Source organism: Psychrobacter sp. P2G3 (assembly GCF_001593285.1).
In the GTDB taxonomy this organism is placed as follows: domain Bacteria; phylum Pseudomonadota; class Gammaproteobacteria; order Pseudomonadales; family Moraxellaceae; genus Psychrobacter.
Genome location: NZ_CP012529.1, coordinates 70973 through 90807, shown reverse-complemented (window position 1 = coordinate 90807; position 19835 = coordinate 70973). Strand labels below are relative to the sequence as shown.

Sequence of the window (19835 nt, the reverse complement as noted above, 5' to 3'; positions counted from 1 at the left end):
TAATGATCTTTTATCAGCCCTTTATTATTAATAGCATACCACCAAAAGACAGCGATATGCAGTTAACGCCTATTCATTGAACCAAGATTCCCGAGCCTTCATGATGAGCTTTCCTGCTGTTTCAGCATCTAAGCCTTCAATATCTTCTAAATCAAAGATTGCTTGTTCAGCTAAATCATCAACGGTAATGATATCTTTTTGTGCCATTTTATAGGCCCAACTGACTGTCATACCCTCAAGATCTTGCAATTCTTGACTTGGCTCTTTCATGTTTTGTTGTTTAACTAATTCGTCTGCGATGACTACTTCTTTAGCACGCTCTTGAATCATATCAATCGCTTCGTCGTCTAGACCTTCGATGTCATAGAAAGTTTCAACCGGCACATAAGCCACTTCTTCGATACTGGTAAAACCGATATCAACTAAAGCATGTGCTAAGTCTTGATCTACTTCTAAACGCTCATAGAATAATTCAATAAACGCTTTGCTTTCACTTTCTTGACGCTTCTGATACTCTTCTTCAAGCATCATGTTCAGCTTATAGCCAGTTAACTCTGAGGCTAAACGTACGTTTTGACCTTGTGAGCCAATTGCCCGTGCGAGCTGATCATTGGTACTAAATATAATGTCTGCTGTTTGAGTATCTTCATCTAAGATGATGCTACTAACGTCCGCAGGCTCAAGCGCACTAATAATATATTGTGCTGGATCATCGGACCACACAACGACATCAATACGTTCACCATCAAGCTCTTGTTGTACTGCTTGGATACGTGTACCACGCATACCAATACAAGCACCGACCGGATCAATACGATGATCGTTAGTCTTAACCGATATTTTAGCACGAGTACCCGGCAAGCGAGCAACATTACGAATCTCGATAATTTGCTCAGCAATCTCAGGCACTTCTTTTTGCATTAACGCTGAAAGCATTTCAGGATGCGTACGCGACAATAATAACTGTGCACCGCGATTTTCACGGTTCACATGGTATAAAATTGCATTAATACGAGACTTAACACGTAGCTGCTCACGCGGCAACATATGATCACGTGACAAGTAACCTTCTGCATTATCACCTAAATCGATGATATAGCCATCACGCGTCTGCTTTTTGACTTCGCCATACATCATCTCACCAATACGCGGCTCAAAAGCGTCTGCTACTAAAGCGCGCTCAGCTTCACGAATTTTTTGGATGATAACTTGCTTGGCTTGAGTCGCTGCGATACGACCAAATTCGATCGATTCAATCTGCTCTTCTTTTACATCACCAATTGACCATTCTTCTTGGTCAAGGTCAGTGATAGCAAGCTGACAAGCTGGCATCTCATGATCTTCATCTGCAACTACTGTCCAGTAACGATAAGTATCATAATCACCAGTCGTACGGTCAATAGCTACTCGTACTGCCACTTCAGGCTGTTCGGTATATACTTTTTTCTTAGTCGATACTACTAAAGCGTCTTCTATAGCTTCAAATATATCTTCAGGATTTAGGCCTTTCTCATTACTGACGGTTTCAACTACCGTTAAGATTTCTCGACTCATGCTATACCAGTCCTATACTTACTTAAATTTTATAATTTGTGTATTGACGTTATGTTGCTAAAGTAAACCATACGTTATTTATGCTTTAAACGATTTATGACTATCACGCTTATTTATTAATAACCGTATTAGAAACCTGCAGCAACATTAAGCATCTTCAAAAATTAGGTTAGCTTTATCAATATTGCTAAAAGCAATCTCAAACTGCTCATTATCAGTAGCCGTAAGATTTAATGAATCAGTACCCATACTATCTAGTACGCCTGTTACCTTTCGACGTTTTTTATCGCCTTGTCCTATTGCTTGTATCAAGCGCAGGCTAACCGTTTGACCGATATAATCACGCATTTGCTCTTCTGAGAAGAATGCACGATCAAATCCAGGCGATGACACCTCTAAAATATACTCACCAGCAATAGGATCATGTACTTCAAGAATACCACTCACTTGATGATTGACTGCTGCACAGTTTTCGATAGTCACTTGCTTATCTTGCGCTTGTTCTTCAGGTAATGACTCAATATAAATGCGCAGTAAAGAGCGACGCCCTTGTGGGACAAATTCTACGCCCCACAAAGCCACATCACATGCCGCTACCGCAGGAGCGATAATATTGGTCAGTTCTTCAACTTTGGTAGAAAGTTTCATAATTTATTTATATTTTCCTGTTTGCTTGTACACAGTGCTTAGAGAACCTTATTATATATATTATGAGGAACACTTAGAAATAGCACTATAACCGTCGTATATTTTACTATCTAAACAATATGGCTATATTATAAGTAAATCCAAATATCCTACCGTATTCGTTTTATTTTTACGAAATGATATGAATAATGGACATCAAATTAAGACTATGAATTCTAATAGAACTCATAAAGCAAAATCGTCACTGAGAGAGTATGAAATAAAAGGCATTGTCGCTTACGAATCACCGCGCAATTGACTGATATTACCTTACTCTATAGACATAGAGCTTAGCATAAGTAGAATAAATACCGCGATAACACTGACTCTCAGATACAAAAAAACCCACAAACATAATGGTGGGCTTATTGCAACTGACAATTTAGTGTACAAAAATCAGTATTGAAAGTGGTAGCGGGGGCTGGATTTGAACCAACGACCTTCGGGTTATGAGCCCGACGAGCTACCAGACTGCTCCACCCCGCATCAATTTAGAATGCACATTGTATGTTAGTTTCATAGGTCTGTCAATCTTTATTTAAAATAAACTTTAAACTAAAAATCTCATTTCTATAATAATCAACTTTACACTGTGCGACGTAAAAAAAGTTGGTGCGATTGGGGGGACTTGAACCCCCACAGCTTGCGCCACCACCCCCTCAAGATGGCGTGTCTACCAATTCCACCACAATCGCTTATAGCTACTTATAACTATAACTTCTTTTACTGCTCTATTTCTAATCAGCTTATTTTTAATGATTAACTCTATGCCATGAGGATGACAGTAACAAGTCAATCTAGCTTAATAAAAACAGACGAGCATTGTAAAACTAACGTAACCAAATAGCAAGGACTACTATAAAAAGCTTATCTACCGTACTCTATTACACTTCAAACAACGTGACTACATCTTAAAAAGGCTTCAAACAATTAGGCTAGATAATACAGCTAAACCTAAACAGCTAGAACTTAAACCATTGGAACCAAAGTCATTACTGAGGATTCTGCGTTAAAGGACGCGGTGTTTGCGGCGCTGAAACAGGCGCATCTAAACGAAACTGGTCTTCAGCCTGCTCGCGGGCATTAACAGCAAGGGTCATACTGGTTATGAAAAAAATCACAGTCAATACGGCAGTAGCACGGGTCAAAAAGTTTGCCGTGCCTGCTGCACCAAAAACAGTACCAGAAGAACCAGCACCAAAAGATGCTCCTGCGTCTGCCCCTTTGCCATGCTGTATCAAGATCAAGCCAATCATAGCAATCGCCACGATAATATGCAGGGCTAATATAAACGTAAACATGGTGGCCTCTTTTGCCGAGTAACAACGACTAATAACGAAAGTTGAATCTTTATACTTAGTCCTATAACCATAGAACTACAATGAGATTAAACTATAATAAGAATAAATAAGGCGCATTGTACACGATTGCAAGGGCACTGTTAAACCCACTTTTTATAACTAACAAGTGCTTGTTATATAGCACCTATCTGTAATAAAGAGATGCGACGTTTAAATATCACAGAGATTAATTAGTTTTAGCCTGACTAAAAGCATCAGCAATCGCTATAAAGCTTTCGGCCTTTAGTGAGGCACCGCCAACCAATGCACCATCTATCATAGGGCTGGCTGCAAAACTATCGGCATTATCCGCATTGACGCTACCACCATATAGAACGGTAATCGCAGGCAATGCTCTATCAAAGCTAGCCACGGTTTCTTTAATGTGTTGATGAGTGGCTTCCACTTCAGTAACAGTCGGTATTTTACCCGTGCCGATGGCCCAAACAGGTTCGTAGGCAATAATCAAACGCTCAGCTAACACTTTAGTCAGCTCAGACCGATGCTCTGATGCATGCTCTACACGCTGAATAAACAGATCTTTTATCACTGCTAGCTGATCATCAAGTACATTGAAAGTCTGCTTGCCATCATACTGAGCCTGAGTTTCGCCAATACAAAATACCACACCCAAATCTTGTTTAAGCGCATTACCAAGCTTATTCAATAGCGTTTCGTGAGACTCTTGATGGTATTGACGGCGCTCAGAGTGACCTAGTATCGTCCATGTCGCGCCTGCATCAGCGACTTGCTGCGCTGAACAATCACCAGTATACGCACCACTACTATCGCTATGGGCACTAATGTCTTGAGCGGCAGTTAATATAGAAGTACCTTGCAAGCGTGCGCTCACATGGGCTAAATGAATACAACTGGGCGCTACCATTAGCTGGTAATAGGCTTTGTTACTAGCACCTTCATTTTTAGTTACCGCTAATAAAGTTTCTAACAACGTATTGACGTCACTGATCGTTGCCGGATTTTGTTTCCAATTTCCAATTACCCAAGCCTGCATCACTCATCTACCTTTTGTCATTCATCATTGCCAGTACGGCTACTATACATGCGCCCAAGTATAGCAAATATTTATCAACTGCTGCTATAAGTGTCATCATCATGCTATGTCATGTGAATTCTTCTATATATATATTTATATCATCACAGAAAAGCCTTCAATATTAAAAATCTGCTTTTTGGTATCGCGAAATCCTTACATTTTTTCAATTCGTTCTACTTTATGTCTTTTTCACAAAAGTCTTATTAGGCCTCAAAGACACGTATACAAATTGTCATGTTTCTTGCATGTGTTCAATACCAGTATATTAAATTAGAACGTGCATTATGAATCATTATCTTTTATGCAGTTTTTTTCATTTATTGTTCCTCAATTGAAAAACAAATTAAATCTAAAAATAAAATTATACAGATTTGTCATATATGCAGTACTAAGGAGAGAAGTCAGTGTCTACTACAACCAGTACATTCGGTGGTTTAGCACAGCAGCTAACTAATGCAGGTATCGTTAGCGAAGCGCACATGAAAACAGCACAGACTGAGTCGCAACAACAGCAAATCAGTCTCGTTTCGTATTTAGTAGACCATAATATGGCCAATGCCTATCAACTTGCCCTGTTGATGTCGCAATCATTTGGCGATCCCTTTTTCGATCTGAGCGTGCTTAGTAACGATGTCATCCCAAAAGATTTAGTTGATGAAAAGATTGTCCGTAAATTTAATGCCCTGCCTATCTTTAAGCGCGGCCAGCGAGTATTTGTTGCTTTAAGTGATCCTACCCGTATTGATGCGATTGATGCGATTGCTTTTAATTCGCGTCTATCTGTTGAAACGGTGGTGGTCGAAGAAGACAAGCTCAAAAAACGTATTGATAGTGTCTATGCAGATACCATGCAGAGTTTTGGTAACTTCGCTGATGGCGACTTAAATGTTGGCTTTGAAGACACTGAAGAGGATGACAGCGAGACCACTCTTACCGACAGTATTGATGAGGCACCCGTTGTAAAGTTCGTTAATAAGATGCTAGTTGACGCTATTCGTATGGGCGCATCTGACTTACATTTTGAGCCTTACGAGAAGTCTTATCGCGTGCGCTTTCGGGTCGACGGGGTAATGGAGAAAATGGCAAATCCGCCAGTGCAATTAGCAGGGAAAATCGCAGCCCGTCTTAAAGTCATGTCACAAATGGATATCTCAGAGCGCCGCGTACCACAAGATGGCCGTATTAAGCTTAAGTTATCTAAAAATAAGGCTATTGACTTTCGAGTGAACTCTTTGCCAACGCTATTCGGTGAAAAGGTCGTGCTGCGTATTTTAGATCCCTCTGCGGCGATGCTTGGTATCGACGCTTTGGGTTATGAGCCTGATCAAAAAGAGATGTTTTTGGAAGCGCTTCACAAACCGCAGGGCATGTTATTAATTACTGGTCCTACAGGCTCTGGTAAAACGGTATCGTTATATACAGGTATCAACATTTTGAACACTGGAGCGACCAATATATCTACAGCAGAAGATCCTGTTGAAATTAACCTTGAGGGGATCAATCAGGTCAACGTCAACGCTAAAGTAGGTCTGACCTTTTCCAATGCTTTAAAATCGTTTTTGCGTCAAGATCCAGACATCGTCATGGTTGGTGAGATTCGTGATCTTGAGACCGCTGAGATTGCCATTAAGGCAGCACAAACCGGCCATATGGTACTGTCAACTCTCCATACTAACTCTGCTCCGGAAACTTTGACTCGATTACGGAATATGGGCGTAGCATCTTTTAATATTGCTACCTCAGTCAACTTAGTTATTGCTCAGCGACTAGCACGACGTTTATGCAAAAATTGCAAAACTGTGCTTGATGTACCGAGGCAGAGCTTACTTGAGGTTGGCTTTACCGATGATGATCTCGACGATCCAAATAGTACCATCTATGAGCCAGTCGGTTGTAGCGAGTGCCGTGAAGGCTACAAAGGTCGTGTGGGTATTTATGAGGTTATGAAAGTCAGCCCAGATATTTCACGCATTATTATGGAAGACGGTAATGCGATCGATATCAAAGATGCTGCTGTCAAAAATGGCTTTCGTGATTTGCGACGCTCAGGCATTTTAAAAGTACTGCAAGGTGTCACTAGTATTCAAGAAATGATGCGAGTAACTTCTGAATAATATCAAGTGAAAACTAGTAGCTGTAATAAGCTACTCGATGACCATTCAAAAAACACTTACCAAATAACGCTGATTAAAGCATACAGATTACGAAAAACTTGAGGGTAAAGATATGGCACAGGCTAAGACTGATATGCTACTAGACTTTGTCTATGACGGGGTCAATCGGCGTGGACAAAAAATCAAAGGTGAGACCACGGGTCGCAGTTTAGAGATTGCAAAAGCGACTTTGCGTAAACAAGGTATCACGGTTAAAACTATTAAGAAAAAACCCAAACCTTTATTTAAAATGAAGAAAGCCATTAAGCCTATTGATATCGCTATTTTTGCCCGTCAGTTGGCCACTATGATGAAAGCTGGGGTACCCTTGACCCAATCATTTGAGATTGTCGCTGATTCATTAGATAACCCAAGTATGAAAGACTTGGTATTACAAATCAAAGCTGATATTGAAGCTGGTGGTACTTTTGCCTCTGCGCTACGTAGGCATCCGCGCTATTTTGACGATCTGTTCTGTTCTCTTGTCGATTCTGGTGAGCAATCAGGTGCGCTTGAAACTATGCTTGAACGTGTCGCTACCTATAAAGAAAAAAGCGAGCTACTCAAAGCCAAAATCAAAAAAGCTATGAAATATCCTATTGCGGTAATCGTCGTTGCCTTGATCGTCACAATCATATTGCTTATTAAAGTTGTTCCTGTATTCTCTGGTTTATTCGAATCTTTTGGCGCAGAATTACCTGCTTTTACCCAGATGGTTGTCGCCATGTCGGACTGGATGCAAACGTGGTGGTTTATTCTTATTATCGTAATTGGTGGTTCTATCGCTGGCTTTTCTGAAGCCAAGAAACGATCTAAGAAATTTCGTGACTTTCTCGACCGTGCTGCTCTAAAAGCGCCAATATTTGGCAATATTGCTTATCAAGCCGTTATCGCACGCTTCGCTCGCACACTATCAACGACCTTCGCCGCTGGTGTACCTCTAATTGATGCTTTAGACTCTACTGCTGGTGCCGCTAACAATGTGGTATTTTACAATGCCATTCAACAAATCAAGAATGATGTATCAACTGGTCAACAGTTGCAGTTTTCAATGCGTACGACTAATCTGTTCCCAAGCTTAGCGATTCAAATGGTTGGTATCGGTGAGGAATCAGGTAGCTTAGAAGAGATGCTCGATAAGGTAGCCGTATATTATGAAAACGAAGTTGATAATGCGGTTGATGGCTTGACCAGCTTAATGGAGCCATTAATCATGGCAGTATTAGGTGTGTTAGTAGGTGGCTTGGTCATTGCCATGTACTTACCAATCTTCCAAATGGGCTCAGTAGTAGGGTAGCAAAGTAATGCAATTGATAGAATTATTACAAAGTAATATGACCTTGGCGCTAATAGTATTTGCGATATTAGGCCTTTGTGTAGGTAGTTTTTTGAATGTAGTGATTCATCGTATACCGCTAATGATGGTTTATAGCTGGCGACAAGAATGTAACCAGTTTATGTCTCAGCAAATAGATATGCCGCATAAGCATACTAAAGCTCTGATGGACGTTACTGCAAAGGATACGCCTATCACTTTGAGTAGACCAGCGTCACGTTGCCCTCACTGCGCGCACAAAATTAAATGGTATGAAAATATACCGTTAATAAGCTGGCTAGTACTACGTGGACGCTGCTCTGCTTGTGACGCTGCAATCGATGCACGTTATCCTATTGTGGAGCTTGTCACTGCACTATTATCAGCATTGGTTATCTACCAATTCGGTGTTACTGCTACTGGGTTGTCTGCTCTTGTGCTGGTATGGACGCTTATTGCCTTAACAGGCATCGATTTTGATACTCAGCTATTACCTGATCGGCTGACTTTCCCATTAGCAGGGCTTGGTTTAGCGGTTAATTCTCAAAGCTGGTTTGTCTCCCCTACCCAATCGATTTGGGGATTATTGCTCGGGTTCTTATCATTATGGATAGTGGTCAAGGTGTTCTATCTTATAACCAAAAAACACGGTATGGGGCAAGGTGATTTCAAACTATTAGCCGTACTAGGTGCTTGGCTTGGACCGATGATGTTACCGTTAATCATCCTCCTGTCGTCTTTACTTGGCTCAATCGTCGGTATTATCTTGATGAAAAGACATGGTGAGAGCCAACCCTTCGCTTTTGGACCTTATATCGCTGTCGCTGGAATAGTTGCATTACTCTATGGCTCCGACATCGTTAATTGGTACTTGAATATGTACGTTTAATAGGCTTATCTCAATTTTTTGGCAAAATACTTAGTGATAACATGCTTATGATAGGATTACAATATAGTAAACCAACACTCATATCCTTGTTATCTATAAACGTTAAGCTAGTAAGTTAGCGATATTTACTAAGTCATATGAGCTGAGTCATCTAATATTTAGATGAACAACTATTCTCTCTATTAATCTACTAGCCAAATAAGTCACTGTTATGTCAATACACTCTAAAAAATCAATACCTCAACGCCAGCAAGCAAAAATGCAAAACAAAACCTTAGTAATTGGGTTAACAGGCGGTATTGGCAGTGGTAAATCAGCGGCTAGCGATTGGTTCGCGGCACAAGGGATTGATATCATTGATGCTGACGTGATTGCTCATGAAGTAGTGGCGAAAGGCAGTCCCACTTTATACAAAATTCAGAAAAAACTTGGGGATTGGGTGGTTGACGCAGAGGGTAACATGGATCGGGCAGCTGTACGCACACATGTATTTGCTAATCCTGCGGCCCTTATTAAACTCGAAGAGATTACTCACCCCGCTATTCGTGAGACTGCGAAGAAACAACTGGCAGCAAGCACCTCACCGTATATTATATTATCAGCACCGCTACTAATTGAGGCAGCAGAGGCAGGGCTTGCTAATTTATGCCAACGTATCTTAGTTATTGATGCAGATGAAGATACTCAGCTTGCACGCGCAAGTTTGCGTGATGAGCAAAGTATGATTAAGATAAAAGCCATCATGGCTAACCAACTTGACCGCACTGAGCGTAATCGTCATGCTGACGATCTAGTCGTTAATGAAGAAGATTTAGCAAGTTTACATCAACAACTAGAACCACTACACCAAAACTATCTTAAGCTTGCCCAGCAGCTAAAGTACGCTGCCGATTGACCTCGTAAAGAGCCATACCTGTAGCAACACTGACATTGAGACTCTGTAGGTTGCCATGCTCGTTGCCCGACATGGGAATATATACCAGCTCGTCGCAACTTTCAGTAGTCAGTCGGCGCATGCCTTCACCTTCTGATCCCATAATTATAGCGGTCTTTCCAGTTAAATCTGCTGCGTGTATTGGTTTAGCATCTTCATTGAGTGCCGTACCGAACACAAATACACCTGCGTTTTTAATGCGTGTAAGTGTACGCGCTAGATTGGTCACACTAATAATAGGCATCATCTCAGCTGCCCCTACCGACACCTTAGCTACCGTCGGTGTTAAGCTTGCTGCATGATGCTTTGGACAAATGACCGCATCCACACCCATCGCTACTGCTGTACGCAAGCAAGCGCCAAAGTTGTGCGCATCGGTAATTTGGTCGAGGACCAATAATAAACATTGGTCGCGTCCAATAATAGTATCTAACAAACCTTCATCTGCAAACCCTAATGGCCGAGCATGCATTACAACGCCTTGGTGCTGCGGGCTACCACATAGTTGAGTAAGCTTGTCTTTTTGCGTCGGTTGCATACTGACGCCATTTGCTTGGGCTTGCGCAATAATGGCTTTTACATGACTATCGCTCTCACGACCTTGTTGCACAAATAAACTGAGCGCATCAAGCGGACGATGTTCAAGCAAAGCATCAATGGCATGAATACCATAAAAATAGCTGGGTTTTGCCATAATAGGCCTACTGATAAAAAGTGAATATCGCTTAGTACGATACGAGTTGGAATATTACGATATCTATAGATAACTTATCAAACATGAGTATAAGGGTAAATATAGATTGTTGTCGCTGTTAAAATAAAAAGATTATAACCAAAGTGATGGTGCTACCTTGGTTATAACCTTATGTATGTGTCACTTTACAATTAACTGTCTCTTTAATACTAACCTTCTAGATGACAGACGTATTGTACAATTTCTTCGGTACGCAGGTTAAAACTGCTATTGCCTTCAACCACAAATGATTGACCAGCACGATAATAGCTGAATTCTTCATCACCATTAATTTTGACTTCACATTCGCCGCTGGTAATCTCAATACGCTCAGAAGTATTGGTGCTGAAATGGTATCGCTCAACAGTATTATCACAGGGTAAAATGACACCCAATGTTTTGTGGCGACCATCTTCAAACATAATGGTATGGCTTGAACAACGCCCATCATATGATACTGTAGCTTGAGCATTGACCGTTACGTTAGTATATTGTGCCGCTGACATAGTGGCTTCCTTATCAAATAATTATTGCTAAACTAAAAAATAAGTGTCTTATGACATTACAGTTTAAACCTTCATCTCTAACACAGCTTATTTTAAAACAGCTGCTTTTAACATAGTTATTTTTTAAATAAACATATTATGTTATTGGTTCAATAACCTAAACCCTTATCCTTCAACGTTTCCGTGTCTATTCACTCAAAATCCCTAACGATAATATGTGTATATACTGTGGCAGAAGTTTATGATTAAGTGAGTTTATGCTACCACATTATATCTAAAAAGTTTGTTACAGCATTGCTGAAAATATCGTTCATGATTTAAACTAACTTTATACCATTACTCTTAAACCACTGCTATGTATACCGATATTGATATCAATTGATAAGTTTTAGTGTTGTAAAACAAGCATGTAATTAATTCAAAATAACGCACTAAACACAGTTGCTTTTCATAAGCCTTATAGTTAGTCTAACTGAGATTATTGATGATAATTTCCAAAAAATTTATGTGACTTTATACGAATAATAGCTACAAAAATTTGTATTTAAATTATGTTGTCACCATATATCATCTGACTGTTTGACCCTAATTAAGATCCTAACTATAAGATCTTATTCAATGTTAGTTGTCCACCATGAGAGACTTTAATGCTTTTATCGTTAACCTTATATCAGTTTGCGCTGATTGCTGAACATGAGCTAAGCGTTGCTGAAGGCTTTAATGTCATTACCGGTGAGACAGGGGCCGGCAAGTCGTTACTCCTTGATGCATTATCACTTTGTATAGGTGAGCGAGCAGATAGCGCAATGGTTAGACATGGTGCTGCTCATGCCGATATATATGCTCAGTTTGATGTGACAAGTAACACTATTATAGCCGATTGGTTTATTCAAAATGAGCGCTCGTTGGATGAGCCGGAAATCTTGATTCGACGCCAACTTAGCAATAGTGGGCGTTCAAAAGCATGGCTGAATGGTACGCCCGTGAGCTTAGCAGAATTGAAAAGTTTAGGTGCACTACTCGTCAATATCCATAGCCAACATGCCCAACAAGCGCTGCTAAAGCCGCAGTTTGTGGTGCAATGGCTTGATGAGATGGCGCAAATTACACCACTTGCAACACAAACCGCTAGTAGCTACCAACAGTATCAACGACTAAAACGCCAAGCGGACGAGATTGCTAGTCGTGAAGCTCAGCGCCAAGACCGTATCCAGCTCTTGCAAAGCCAACTAGCAGATATTGCACCATTGTTAGCCGTCGATTATGCGGATGTCGAAGCCGAGCACGAAGAGCTTTCTAATATAGAAGCTTTGATGACGGAGGCAAGTCACGGTCTGCACCTGCTTGATAATGACACTGATGAGCCAGACGTCATGACCTTGCTAGGTCAAGCGATTAAACTGTGTGATAACCAAATGAGCGTCAGCCAAACTTTTGAGCAAGCCTCTGAGCAGCTACATCTAGCACAACAGCAGATCACTGAGGTGACTGCTATGCTTTCAGATTATGCTGAACAGCAATTACCTGATCCTGAGCGCTTGCAAGCGTTAGATAGCCTTATCAGTCTAGGGCATCGCTTATCACGCAAACATAGCTTGCCAGCTAGCGACTTAATCGCTGAAGCTAAAATGTGGGAAGCGCAGTTAGAGCAATTAGAAAATGAGCCAAGCAGTGATGCAATGGCGGCGCAAATTGAGCAAGCATGGCAAGACTATTTAGCGCTAGCTACGCAATTAAATAAAGAACGCTCGAAAGCGGCGCCAGTTGTAAGTAAACAACTTATCAAGCAATTACAGCCTCTTGCCCTGCCTAATGCGCGCTGTGAATTTGTCTTTACCAAAAAGGCAGATCCTAATCATTATAATGCGCAAGGCTGTTATGACATCGACCTGTTATTCAGTGCCAACGTTGGTATGCCGATGCAGCCGCTACATAAAATTGCCTCGGGTGGTGAATTGTCGCGTATGGCGTTGGTTATGCAAGTCTTGCAAGTAACCAATGCTGATAACAATGCTGCTAAGCCTATGCTGGTCTTCGATGAGGTTGATGTCGGTATTAGTGGCGGTACTGCGCAAGTAGTCGGTGAATTACTACGTACACTTGGGCAAACGCAGCAACTACTAGCGATTACGCATCAAGCACAAGTCGCCGCTCAAGCGCATCAGCATATTCTAGTACAGAAGCATCATCATGAGCAGACACAAAGCGAGCTGATTATCTTGACCAAAGATGCACAGGTAAATGAGCTGGCGCGTATGTCAGGCGGTGTGAACATCACTGATGTCACTCGTGAGCACGCACGTAGTTTATTAACCGATGTAAAATAGAAAAACATTGTTAATAAATACGTTGTTGATAAATACGTTGGTAATAGAAAATTAATCCTCATCTCAAGTCTGTTGTTTTTTGCTTCTGTTTATTTTCTATATTGCTTTTCTATTTAGTATCGCCATATAGTAGTGTCTAATCTTTTTTATGTTGCGTTTGCCTCTATGTCCAAAGCTAACTTGACCCATCACTTCTTAATTGCAGCGCCTGATCTATCAGACCCACGGTTTGAGAAGGCGCTAATCTATATCTGTCGCCATGATAAACAAGGTGCGTTAGGTTTAATGGTGAATCGTCCACTCGAGCAAGCGCATGTGGGTAAGCTATTAGAAGATTTAGATATCGATGTCACTAATCCTCAGGTTATGGAGGATTTGGCGTTAGAAGGCGGTCCGATGTATCCTGAAGTAGGCTTTGTGCTGCATACCGGTCAGCCAGAATGGGCATCCTCTTTTGCTATCTCAGAAAATGTCTGCATCACTACTAGCCAAGATATTTTGCAACGTATCGCCGCAGGTCAAGGCGTTGGGCACTACCAGCTATGCCTAGGCCACGCCAGCTGGGGCAAAAAACAACTCGATCGTGAGCTTGAAAGCGGCGATTGGCTAGTATGTCCTGCTGATTTAACTTTATTGTTTGATACGCCTTTTGAAGAACGTTGGCAGCTTGCCGCTGAAAAAATCGGGGTTAACTTTGATTATCTCAGTAGCGATATCGGTCATGCATAGCATATTTGCTATGACAGCCAAAAGTAACATCTAAGTTAAAGCAGTTAAACTAAACGAGTTGAGCTTAATAGAAATAGGAAGTACGCATAATTATGGTAGATCCTGATACTACCCTTGAAGCGACCGACACTACTGTCGCCGAACCAGCCATTAAGCCGCATCTTATCTTAGCTTTAGATTATGGGGTTAAAAAGATGGGCATGGCGCTGGGCAATACGATTACCGAAACTGCACGTGCGTTCGATATTTTGGCGATGGATAATGGTCAGCCAGATTGGGATAATTTGTTAGGCATTATCAAGGTGTGGGGCGTGGCAAAGGTTGTGGTCGGGTTACCACTTAACATGGATGGGAGCAGCTCGATGCTGTCAAAGCGTGCGCATAAATTTTCTCGTCGCCTAGCGCATAGAATTATGGAGCAGCATCTACCAGTGGTAGTGACCCTTTGTGACGAGCGCCTGACTTCAGTCGCAGCGCGAGAAATTGCGTGGGAGAATGGTTGGATTAAGCATGAGCGCGACCCAATCGATGATATTTCTGCCTGTATCCTGATGTCGACTTATTTTGCTGATCCTAGTAGCAGTATCGCCATCGACGCCATCAAAGCTGATTAATTAAGCGGACTAAGTAAGCGACAATTTTTCTGTTTAAATACCGCTAATTTCTGACATATCGTCACTCTACATGGATAAATGCCTGATTATTATGCCCATTGTCTCAGACCAATCCACGCAACATGGCTTTGCCCCGCTCGCTATCGCACGTATTAAAGGTGCACAGCGCGCAAACCAGATAGCGATCTATCTAATCTATGCCGCTATCATCGCTTTTATGGTCTTTGGCACTATTGCCAGTATCAAAGCGTTCCATGACAATCAACTACTCTATCGGTTGTTTTTTAATCTACCCTATGCGCTGATAGCCCTGACCATCCCCATCACTATTTATGATGGTCTCGTCATCTATCGCTATCGGTTGAGCCAACCTTCGATGATTGCGCTAAGTATTGGAGTATCCACCATCATACTGGTTGGTGGATTATTATTTGCCGATACCGCATGGTTGGGACTGGCCTCATGGCTAGGCGTGGCGTTTTTATTCAGAGCTAACTTTAAGCGCTTTTTTAGTTTTTTAGAAGCCGAAACAGAAGCTGAAGAGGATCTGACTAACGAACCTGCCACTGCTGAAGCATTGCAACAAGCTCCTAAAGAATCTTCAATCGATAGCAATCCCTAAATTCACTACTCATTTGTAATACAACGACTATGACTACTTCAATATCTAACACCGCTATTAATCATCATCTGGATACCCAAGGGTTAATCTGCCCTGAGCCAGTAATGATGCTACATCGAACCATTCGTAAAGCGGATGCTGGTGAAGTCATTGAAATACTCGCCACTGACCCAGCGACGACTCGCGACATTCCTAATTTTTGCCGTCATTTGGGACATACGCTTGTGCATCAAGAGACGCTTGCTGAAAATGTGAGCTTAAACGTCGATCCTGATGAAATAACTGTCGATGGCGATGATAACGCGCCTATAAGCGCCACGCTTTATCGTTATTTAGTTAAGAAAAAGGATGCTTGAATACGTTCGATAGAACCTATAGCACTACTAACATAAGAGCATTAATAACATAAGGATATCTTTGCTTTGTACGAAATATATCATTCACAAATTAAAGGTAGATAGCGTGTTAGCAACTCAAAAGCAGTATGTACAGTGGTTTGAGAACGAAACCTTACGTCATGCCCGCTGGTTATCTGAAAGCAATCATCTGCCGCCTGCACGTATTGTATTAGTCGATGATAAGACGACCGCGGATGAGGCTTATCGCTTAGCATGCGAAGGCACATCACTGCTGTGGCGCGGTGACTTTCATAATGCAAAGCAATTGCTACAAGCCCTCAAACGGCGTATCGAGCGTACCAATGAGCGCTCTGAGCAGCGCAAAATAAAGAAAGCAGCTAATAAACCTGCTAAGTCTAATAAAACTGCAGCTGAATCCTCAGAGACACCCAAAGACATACCTAACCTATTTCATCAGCAGCGTCAAATTCAAGCCCAGCGCTCGCGCATATTGAGCCGTTTGCTATTAGAGCTGGATACTGATTATGTTAGCCACTTACGCCGCGCTCCTGATGTCAGTACCGCTTGTACAGCAGCTTTTGGCCAGTTAGATAAAGCGGCTGATGAATCCTGCGTACTGTCGTTTCGTGACCTGCAAGGGGCGTTAGGTGCAGCGCAGTGGCGCGAAAAAGGTGTGTCGATTGAAAGCTTAGGTGTGTCGATTTACCCGCATTATGGCGTCTTTGCGCCCACTCGTCACGAGTATGTACAGCTATTACTTGATGCGCCGCTGCCGACTGTAAATAATGTCGCCTACGATATCGGTACTGGCACTGGGTTGCTAGCCATAATTTTAGCGCAGCGCGGTGTGAAACAGGTGGTTGCGACGGACTTAAATCCACGGGCTTTGGCTTGCGCCAGCGAGAACTTTACACGATTAGAATTAGCTAACGTGCAGTTGCAGCAAGCAGACCTGTATCCGACTGATGCGCCTCTCGCCAATCTGATCGTTTGTAATCCACCTTGGTTGCCCGCTAAGCCCAGCTCATCCCTTGAGTACGCCGTCTATGATGCCAATAGCACGATGCTGCTTGGGTTTTTGCAGGGCGCAAAACAGCACTTAGCGGAGCAAGGAGAGATTTGGTTAATACTGTCCGATTTGGCTGAACATTTGCAGCTGCGCACTCGTGAAGAATTATTGGACTGGTTTGCCAATGCTGGATTAGCAGTGAAATACCGTCTAGATACCAAACCTAAGCATGGTCGCAGCCAAGATGATACTGATCCACTGTTTGCAGCACGAAGTGCGGAAGTCACCTCGTTATGGTGCCTGCAGCGTGTTTAATATTCAACCGTCGAATATCGTCTTATGAGCCGCGACCGTGCCGTACAACAGCGCCAACCAAAAGCACTAGCCGTCGATGACGAACCTACTTATATCACTGAGTTTCGACAAGCCATGCTCGCTCGTGGGCTTGCAACACGTACGCGTAATGCTTATGTCCGCGACCTGCGCTCTTGCGAGCTCACCAATCCTATTGCCCTGACGAAATGGCAAGCGGATGACGTGCTGCACTGCTTATCTACACTTACTCAAGATGACAAAACCCCACGCACGCAAGCACGTATGCTCTCAAGCTTGCGGCAGTTCTACCTTTGGATGATTGCCAGCAATCTGCGTGAAGATAATCCTTGCGAGCGTATCAAAAGCCCAAAGCTTGGACGTCCATTACCAAAAGATTTAGCCGAAGCGGATGTCGATAATCTCCTTGCTGCGCCTGACACTAGCACAGCGCTTGGACTGCGTGATAAAGCCATGCTAGAAGTGCTCTATGCCTGCGGTCTGCGTGTCAGCGAGCTGATTAATCTGTCGCTTGAACAAGTCAATCTCAATTCTGGTTGGCTACAAATTACGGGGAAAGGTAATAAAACACGTCTAGTGCCATTAGGTGAATACGCGGCAGATGCGCTTGAGGATTATCTAACGCATGCTCGTGGTGATTTGATTGCGCATTTGAAATCGGGGAATTGCCAAGCAGTGTTTTTGACCGCGCAAGGTGGTTATATGACGCGGCAGAATTTTTGGTATTTATTAAAGAAGTACGCCAAGGTCGCCAGTATTGATAAAGAGTTATCACCGCATACCCTTCGTCACGCCTTTGCTACCCATCTACTTAATAATGGGGCAGACTTGCGTAGCGTGCAGTTGTTATTGGGGCATAGTGATCTATCAACGACACAGATTTATACTCATGTGGCGACAGCGAGATTGCAGAAATTGCATGCCGAGCATCATCCGAGAGGTTAGAATCGAAATCTAAACTCAAAAACCTCACCATCGCGGGTTATTTAGAAGGCCCTTCTTTTTTATTATTACTCGGTATCGCAATGCCACTAAAATACATGTTCGATATCCCAGAGGCTGTGAGATATATCGGTATAGCATATGGGGCATTATTCATTGCCTACATCCTAATGCTTTTGTTTGCAGCTAGCAAAATAAAAATGCCACTGTGGGCAATGCCTGCAGGCATGCTTGGCTCATTTTTGCCGTTTGGTCCGTTTATATTTGATCATTTATTAAAGAAGCGTTTGAAAAAATAGGATTAAGTATTTTTCGGTATTGGTGGTGCTTACACCTTTTAGGAATAGTGATTTGTTAACGACGGCAAGATTGTAGAGGCTGCATACTGACTATCATCCGCACGGTTCAACTAAATACGCCTACTGTATTGTGCTATCACTATATTAGGGTTACGCACTTTTATTTCTTTGTAAAATAGCAGTTTGTCTTTTGGTGATATCAATACTTTTTTGTTTTTATAGCCTACTTCAAGTCTATCTAATGATAGGGCTGGCGCGGAACTCATATTTCGAGTTGGAGCAATATAAGTAATGTCTATAAGCTCAATACGCTGTGTAGAAAAACCATTATTTATAAGAAGTTGACCGTCTGATAATGTATATTTCGTACCAAAAAATGGCATAAGCATTAATGCTATAAAAGGTAGAAAAATAAATGCCAAAAAAATACTTTTAGCTAACGAACCGTTTTCACCTTTTTTTCCACTGCCAAAATGGAATGGCAATCATCAGAAAGCTACCACCCCAGAGCACAAATCCAATCCAAAAATCAATTTTAGATGTAAATACAATGTCTGCCATAGAATACTTTATAGTTAGCCAAATCGTATTTAAGTTTAGCAAGAATACTCACTCTTATCTTTAACTATGATAAATTTTAAATTAATCCCTAGCTGCAAACCTGCCCTTTTCTCGTTACAATAGCCTCAATAAAGTGCGTCATGATGTACACACTGCCTGATTGGGCCGCGCACCCCCTTTTACTTATCTAATATCCGAGAATCCCATGAGCCATAGACCCCCTGCTGACCTATTGAAAAACGCCCAACATTGGCGTGAAGATATTAATTTTCGCCAAGATGTGCTGGGCAAGCCGTTTGATTTTGCGACCACGTGGGGCATTTTTTCACCGCAAAAGCTAGATGATGGCAGTTTGATGCTGCTTGATTACGTTGATTTTCAAGCGGATGATGATTCGATAGATTTGGGCTGTGGCTATGGCGTGCTCGGTATGACAGCGGCGCGTGAATGTCCGAATGGTCTGCATACTTTAATTGATAAAGACTTTATGGCAGTGGAATATGCGCGTCTGAACTGTGAGAAAAATGGTCTAAAAAATGTTGATGTACATTTATCAAACGGCTTTAATCATGTGGCAAAAGACAAAGACTTTAGCCTTGTGATGTCCAACTTGCCAGCCAAGGTAGGAAAAGAGCAGCATTATCTATATTTCCTCGATGCCTATGCGCGCATGCGTAAAGGTGGGCGTTTCTATGTGGTGACGATTAATGGCTTGCGCCAGTTTATGAAGCGCTCATTTACTGAAGTGTTCGGTAATAGCGAAAAAATTAAACAAGGTAAGACTTATACAATTACTATGGCAACCAAAGACTAATAGGCAAATCGATATAAGCGCGCTACAGCGTCAATCTCTTTTGACATACTACGGTATA

Annotated in this window: 20 protein-coding genes and 2 tRNA genes; 13 read left to right on the top strand and 9 right to left on the bottom strand. The window is 42.0% G+C overall.

The window, feature by feature from the left end:
• Window positions 1-69: 69 nt before the first annotated feature.
• From nusA to tpiA, 6 genes are all read right to left on the bottom strand, one after another.
• Entirely contained in the window at window positions 70-1554 is a 1485-nt protein-coding gene (gene nusA, locus AK823_RS00405; protein WP_068033684.1) for a transcription termination factor NusA, read from the bottom strand.
• Window positions 1555-1701: 147 nt separating this feature from the next.
• Window positions 1702-2202, bottom strand: coding sequence for a ribosome maturation factor RimP (rimP, locus tag AK823_RS00400; RefSeq protein WP_068033682.1), 501 nt, complete (start codon window positions 2200-2202; stop codon window positions 1702-1704).
• A 448-nt stretch (window positions 2203-2650) separates the two neighbouring features.
• Window positions 2651-2727, bottom strand: a tRNA-Met gene (locus AK823_RS00395).
• 124 nt (window positions 2728-2851) lie between these two features.
• Window positions 2852-2936: transfer RNA gene (locus AK823_RS00390), tRNA-Leu, on the bottom strand.
• Between the two features lie 297 nt (window positions 2937-3233).
• The gene (gene secG, locus AK823_RS00385) at window positions 3234-3542 is read right to left on the bottom strand and encodes a preprotein translocase subunit SecG (RefSeq protein WP_068033680.1); all 309 of its coding nucleotides are present in this window, start codon (window positions 3540-3542) and stop codon (window positions 3234-3236) included.
• A gap of 226 nt (window positions 3543-3768) precedes the next feature.
• A complete protein-coding gene (gene tpiA / locus AK823_RS00380; protein WP_068325365.1) occupies window positions 3769-4596 on the bottom strand; it encodes a triose-phosphate isomerase in 828 nt (275 codons plus the stop codon).
• Window positions 4597-5042: 446 nt separating this feature from the next.
• Here tpiA and pilB point away from each other — a divergent pair, with 446 nt between their 5' ends.
• The 4 genes from pilB (at window position 5043) to coaE (ending at window position 9890) form a co-directional block, all read left to right on the top strand.
• Window positions 5043-6752: a type IV-A pilus assembly ATPase PilB gene (pilB, locus tag AK823_RS00375; protein WP_068325362.1), complete on the top strand. Its 1710-nt coding sequence runs from the start codon at window positions 5043-5045 to the stop codon at window positions 6750-6752.
• Between the two features lie 112 nt (window positions 6753-6864).
• Window positions 6865-8088, top strand: coding sequence for a type II secretion system F family protein (locus AK823_RS00370; RefSeq protein WP_068033674.1), 1224 nt, complete (start codon window positions 6865-6867; stop codon window positions 8086-8088).
• 7 nt (window positions 8089-8095) lie between these two features.
• Window positions 8096-8995, top strand: a complete 900-nt coding sequence (locus AK823_RS00365) for an A24 family peptidase (RefSeq protein ID WP_068325360.1) — start codon at window positions 8096-8098, stop codon at window positions 8993-8995.
• A 211-nt stretch (window positions 8996-9206) separates the two neighbouring features.
• Complete coding sequence (gene coaE, locus AK823_RS00360; RefSeq protein WP_068033670.1) at window positions 9207-9890, top strand: dephospho-CoA kinase; 684 nt, start codon at window positions 9207-9209, stop codon at window positions 9888-9890.
• Here the strand turns inward: coaE and rlmB are convergent.
• Both rlmB and AK823_RS00350 read right to left on the bottom strand, forming a co-directional pair.
• Entirely contained in the window at window positions 9853-10623 is a 771-nt protein-coding gene (gene rlmB / locus AK823_RS00355) for a 23S rRNA (guanosine(2251)-2'-O)-methyltransferase RlmB (protein WP_068033668.1), read from the bottom strand. The genes coaE and rlmB overlap by 38 nt on opposite strands.
• Window positions 10624-10832: 209 nt before the next feature.
• Window positions 10833-11168 (bottom strand): pyrimidine/purine nucleoside phosphorylase, encoded by a 336-nt coding sequence (locus tag AK823_RS00350; protein ID WP_068033666.1) that lies wholly within the window; start codon window positions 11166-11168, stop codon window positions 10833-10835.
• Window positions 11169-11815: 647 nt separating this feature from the next.
• Here AK823_RS00350 and recN point away from each other — a divergent pair.
• The 8 genes from recN (at window position 11816) to AK823_RS00310 (ending at window position 18402) form a co-directional block, all read left to right on the top strand.
• Window positions 11816-13495 carry a DNA repair protein RecN gene (recN, locus tag AK823_RS00345; RefSeq protein WP_068325357.1) on the top strand — a complete coding sequence of 560 codons (1680 nt, stop codon included), beginning with the start codon at window positions 11816-11818 and terminating at the stop codon, window positions 13493-13495.
• Between the two features lie 165 nt (window positions 13496-13660).
• Window positions 13661-14224, top strand: a complete 564-nt coding sequence (locus AK823_RS00340; protein WP_068033662.1) for a YqgE/AlgH family protein — start codon at window positions 13661-13663, stop codon at window positions 14222-14224.
• A gap of 92 nt (window positions 14225-14316) precedes the next feature.
• Window positions 14317-14838, top strand: a complete 522-nt coding sequence (ruvX, locus tag AK823_RS00335; protein WP_068033660.1) for a Holliday junction resolvase RuvX — start codon at window positions 14317-14319, stop codon at window positions 14836-14838.
• Between the two features lie 91 nt (window positions 14839-14929).
• Complete coding sequence (locus tag AK823_RS00330; protein WP_228138881.1) at window positions 14930-15460, top strand: hypothetical protein; 531 nt, start codon at window positions 14930-14932, stop codon at window positions 15458-15460.
• 29 nt (window positions 15461-15489) lie between these two features.
• The gene (tusA, locus tag AK823_RS00325; protein ID WP_068325356.1) at window positions 15490-15816 is read left to right on the top strand and encodes a sulfurtransferase TusA; all 327 of its coding nucleotides are present in this window, start codon (window positions 15490-15492) and stop codon (window positions 15814-15816) included.
• 106 nt (window positions 15817-15922) lie between these two features.
• Window positions 15923-17143 carry a class I SAM-dependent methyltransferase gene (locus AK823_RS00320; protein ID WP_068325355.1) on the top strand — a complete coding sequence of 407 codons (1221 nt, stop codon included), beginning with the start codon at window positions 15923-15925 and terminating at the stop codon, window positions 17141-17143.
• A 24-nt stretch (window positions 17144-17167) separates the two neighbouring features.
• Complete coding sequence (xerD, locus tag AK823_RS00315) at window positions 17168-18106, top strand: site-specific tyrosine recombinase XerD (protein ID WP_068325354.1); 939 nt, start codon at window positions 17168-17170, stop codon at window positions 18104-18106.
• Entirely contained in the window at window positions 18076-18402 is a 327-nt protein-coding gene (locus AK823_RS00310) for a DUF3817 domain-containing protein (RefSeq protein ID WP_203226584.1), read from the top strand. Before xerD ends, AK823_RS00310 begins: the two co-directional genes overlap by 31 nt.
• A 110-nt stretch (window positions 18403-18512) precedes the next feature.
• Here AK823_RS00310 and AK823_RS00305 read toward each other — a convergent pair whose 3' ends face one another.
• Window positions 18513-18887, bottom strand: coding sequence for a PH domain-containing protein (locus AK823_RS00305; protein WP_068325352.1), 375 nt, complete (start codon window positions 18885-18887; stop codon window positions 18513-18515).
• Between the two features lie 281 nt (window positions 18888-19168).
• On the opposite strand from AK823_RS00305, the gene AK823_RS00300 reads away from it, so the two are divergent.
• On the top strand, window positions 19169-19777 hold the full coding sequence (locus AK823_RS00300; RefSeq protein WP_068325351.1) for a methyltransferase: 609 nt from the start codon (window positions 19169-19171) through the stop codon (window positions 19775-19777).
• Window positions 19778-19835: the final 58 nt, after the last annotated feature.

What these genes read in the sequence shown, in the direction of transcription:
- nusA (WP_068033684.1), bottom strand. Translation starts at nt 1,554, where the DNA reads ATGAGTCGAGAAATCTTAACGGTAGTTGAAACCGTCAGTAATGAGAAA.
- rimP (WP_068033682.1), bottom strand. Translation starts at nt 2,202, where the DNA reads ATGAAACTTTCTACCAAAGTTGAAGAACTGACCAATATTATCGCTCCT.
- secG (WP_068033680.1), bottom strand. Translation starts at nt 3,542, where the DNA reads ATGTTTACGTTTATATTAGCCCTGCATATTATCGTGGCGATTGCTATG.
- tpiA (WP_068325365.1), bottom strand. Translation starts at nt 4,596, where the DNA reads ATGCAGGCTTGGGTAATTGGAAATTGGAAACAAAATCCGGCAACGATC.
- AK823_RS00370 (WP_068033674.1), top strand. Translation starts at nt 6,865, where the DNA reads ATGGCACAGGCTAAGACTGATATGCTACTAGACTTTGTCTATGACGGG.
- AK823_RS00365 (WP_068325360.1), top strand. Translation starts at nt 8,096, where the DNA reads ATGCAATTGATAGAATTATTACAAAGTAATATGACCTTGGCGCTAATA.
- coaE (WP_068033670.1), top strand. Translation starts at nt 9,207, where the DNA reads ATGTCAATACACTCTAAAAAATCAATACCTCAACGCCAGCAAGCAAAA.
- rlmB (WP_068033668.1), bottom strand. Translation starts at nt 10,623, where the DNA reads ATGGCAAAACCCAGCTATTTTTATGGTATTCATGCCATTGATGCTTTG.
- AK823_RS00350 (WP_068033666.1), bottom strand. Translation starts at nt 11,168, where the DNA reads ATGTCAGCGGCACAATATACTAACGTAACGGTCAATGCTCAAGCTACA.
- recN (WP_068325357.1), top strand. Translation starts at nt 11,816, where the DNA reads ATGCTTTTATCGTTAACCTTATATCAGTTTGCGCTGATTGCTGAACAT.
- AK823_RS00340 (WP_068033662.1), top strand. Translation starts at nt 13,661, where the DNA reads ATGTCCAAAGCTAACTTGACCCATCACTTCTTAATTGCAGCGCCTGAT.
- ruvX (WP_068033660.1), top strand. Translation starts at nt 14,317, where the DNA reads ATGGTAGATCCTGATACTACCCTTGAAGCGACCGACACTACTGTCGCC.
- AK823_RS00330 (WP_228138881.1), top strand. Translation starts at nt 14,930, where the DNA reads ATGCCCATTGTCTCAGACCAATCCACGCAACATGGCTTTGCCCCGCTC.
- tusA (WP_068325356.1), top strand. Translation starts at nt 15,490, where the DNA reads ATGACTACTTCAATATCTAACACCGCTATTAATCATCATCTGGATACC.
- xerD (WP_068325354.1), top strand. Translation starts at nt 17,168, where the DNA reads ATGAGCCGCGACCGTGCCGTACAACAGCGCCAACCAAAAGCACTAGCC.
- AK823_RS00300 (WP_068325351.1), top strand. Translation starts at nt 19,169, where the DNA reads ATGAGCCATAGACCCCCTGCTGACCTATTGAAAAACGCCCAACATTGG.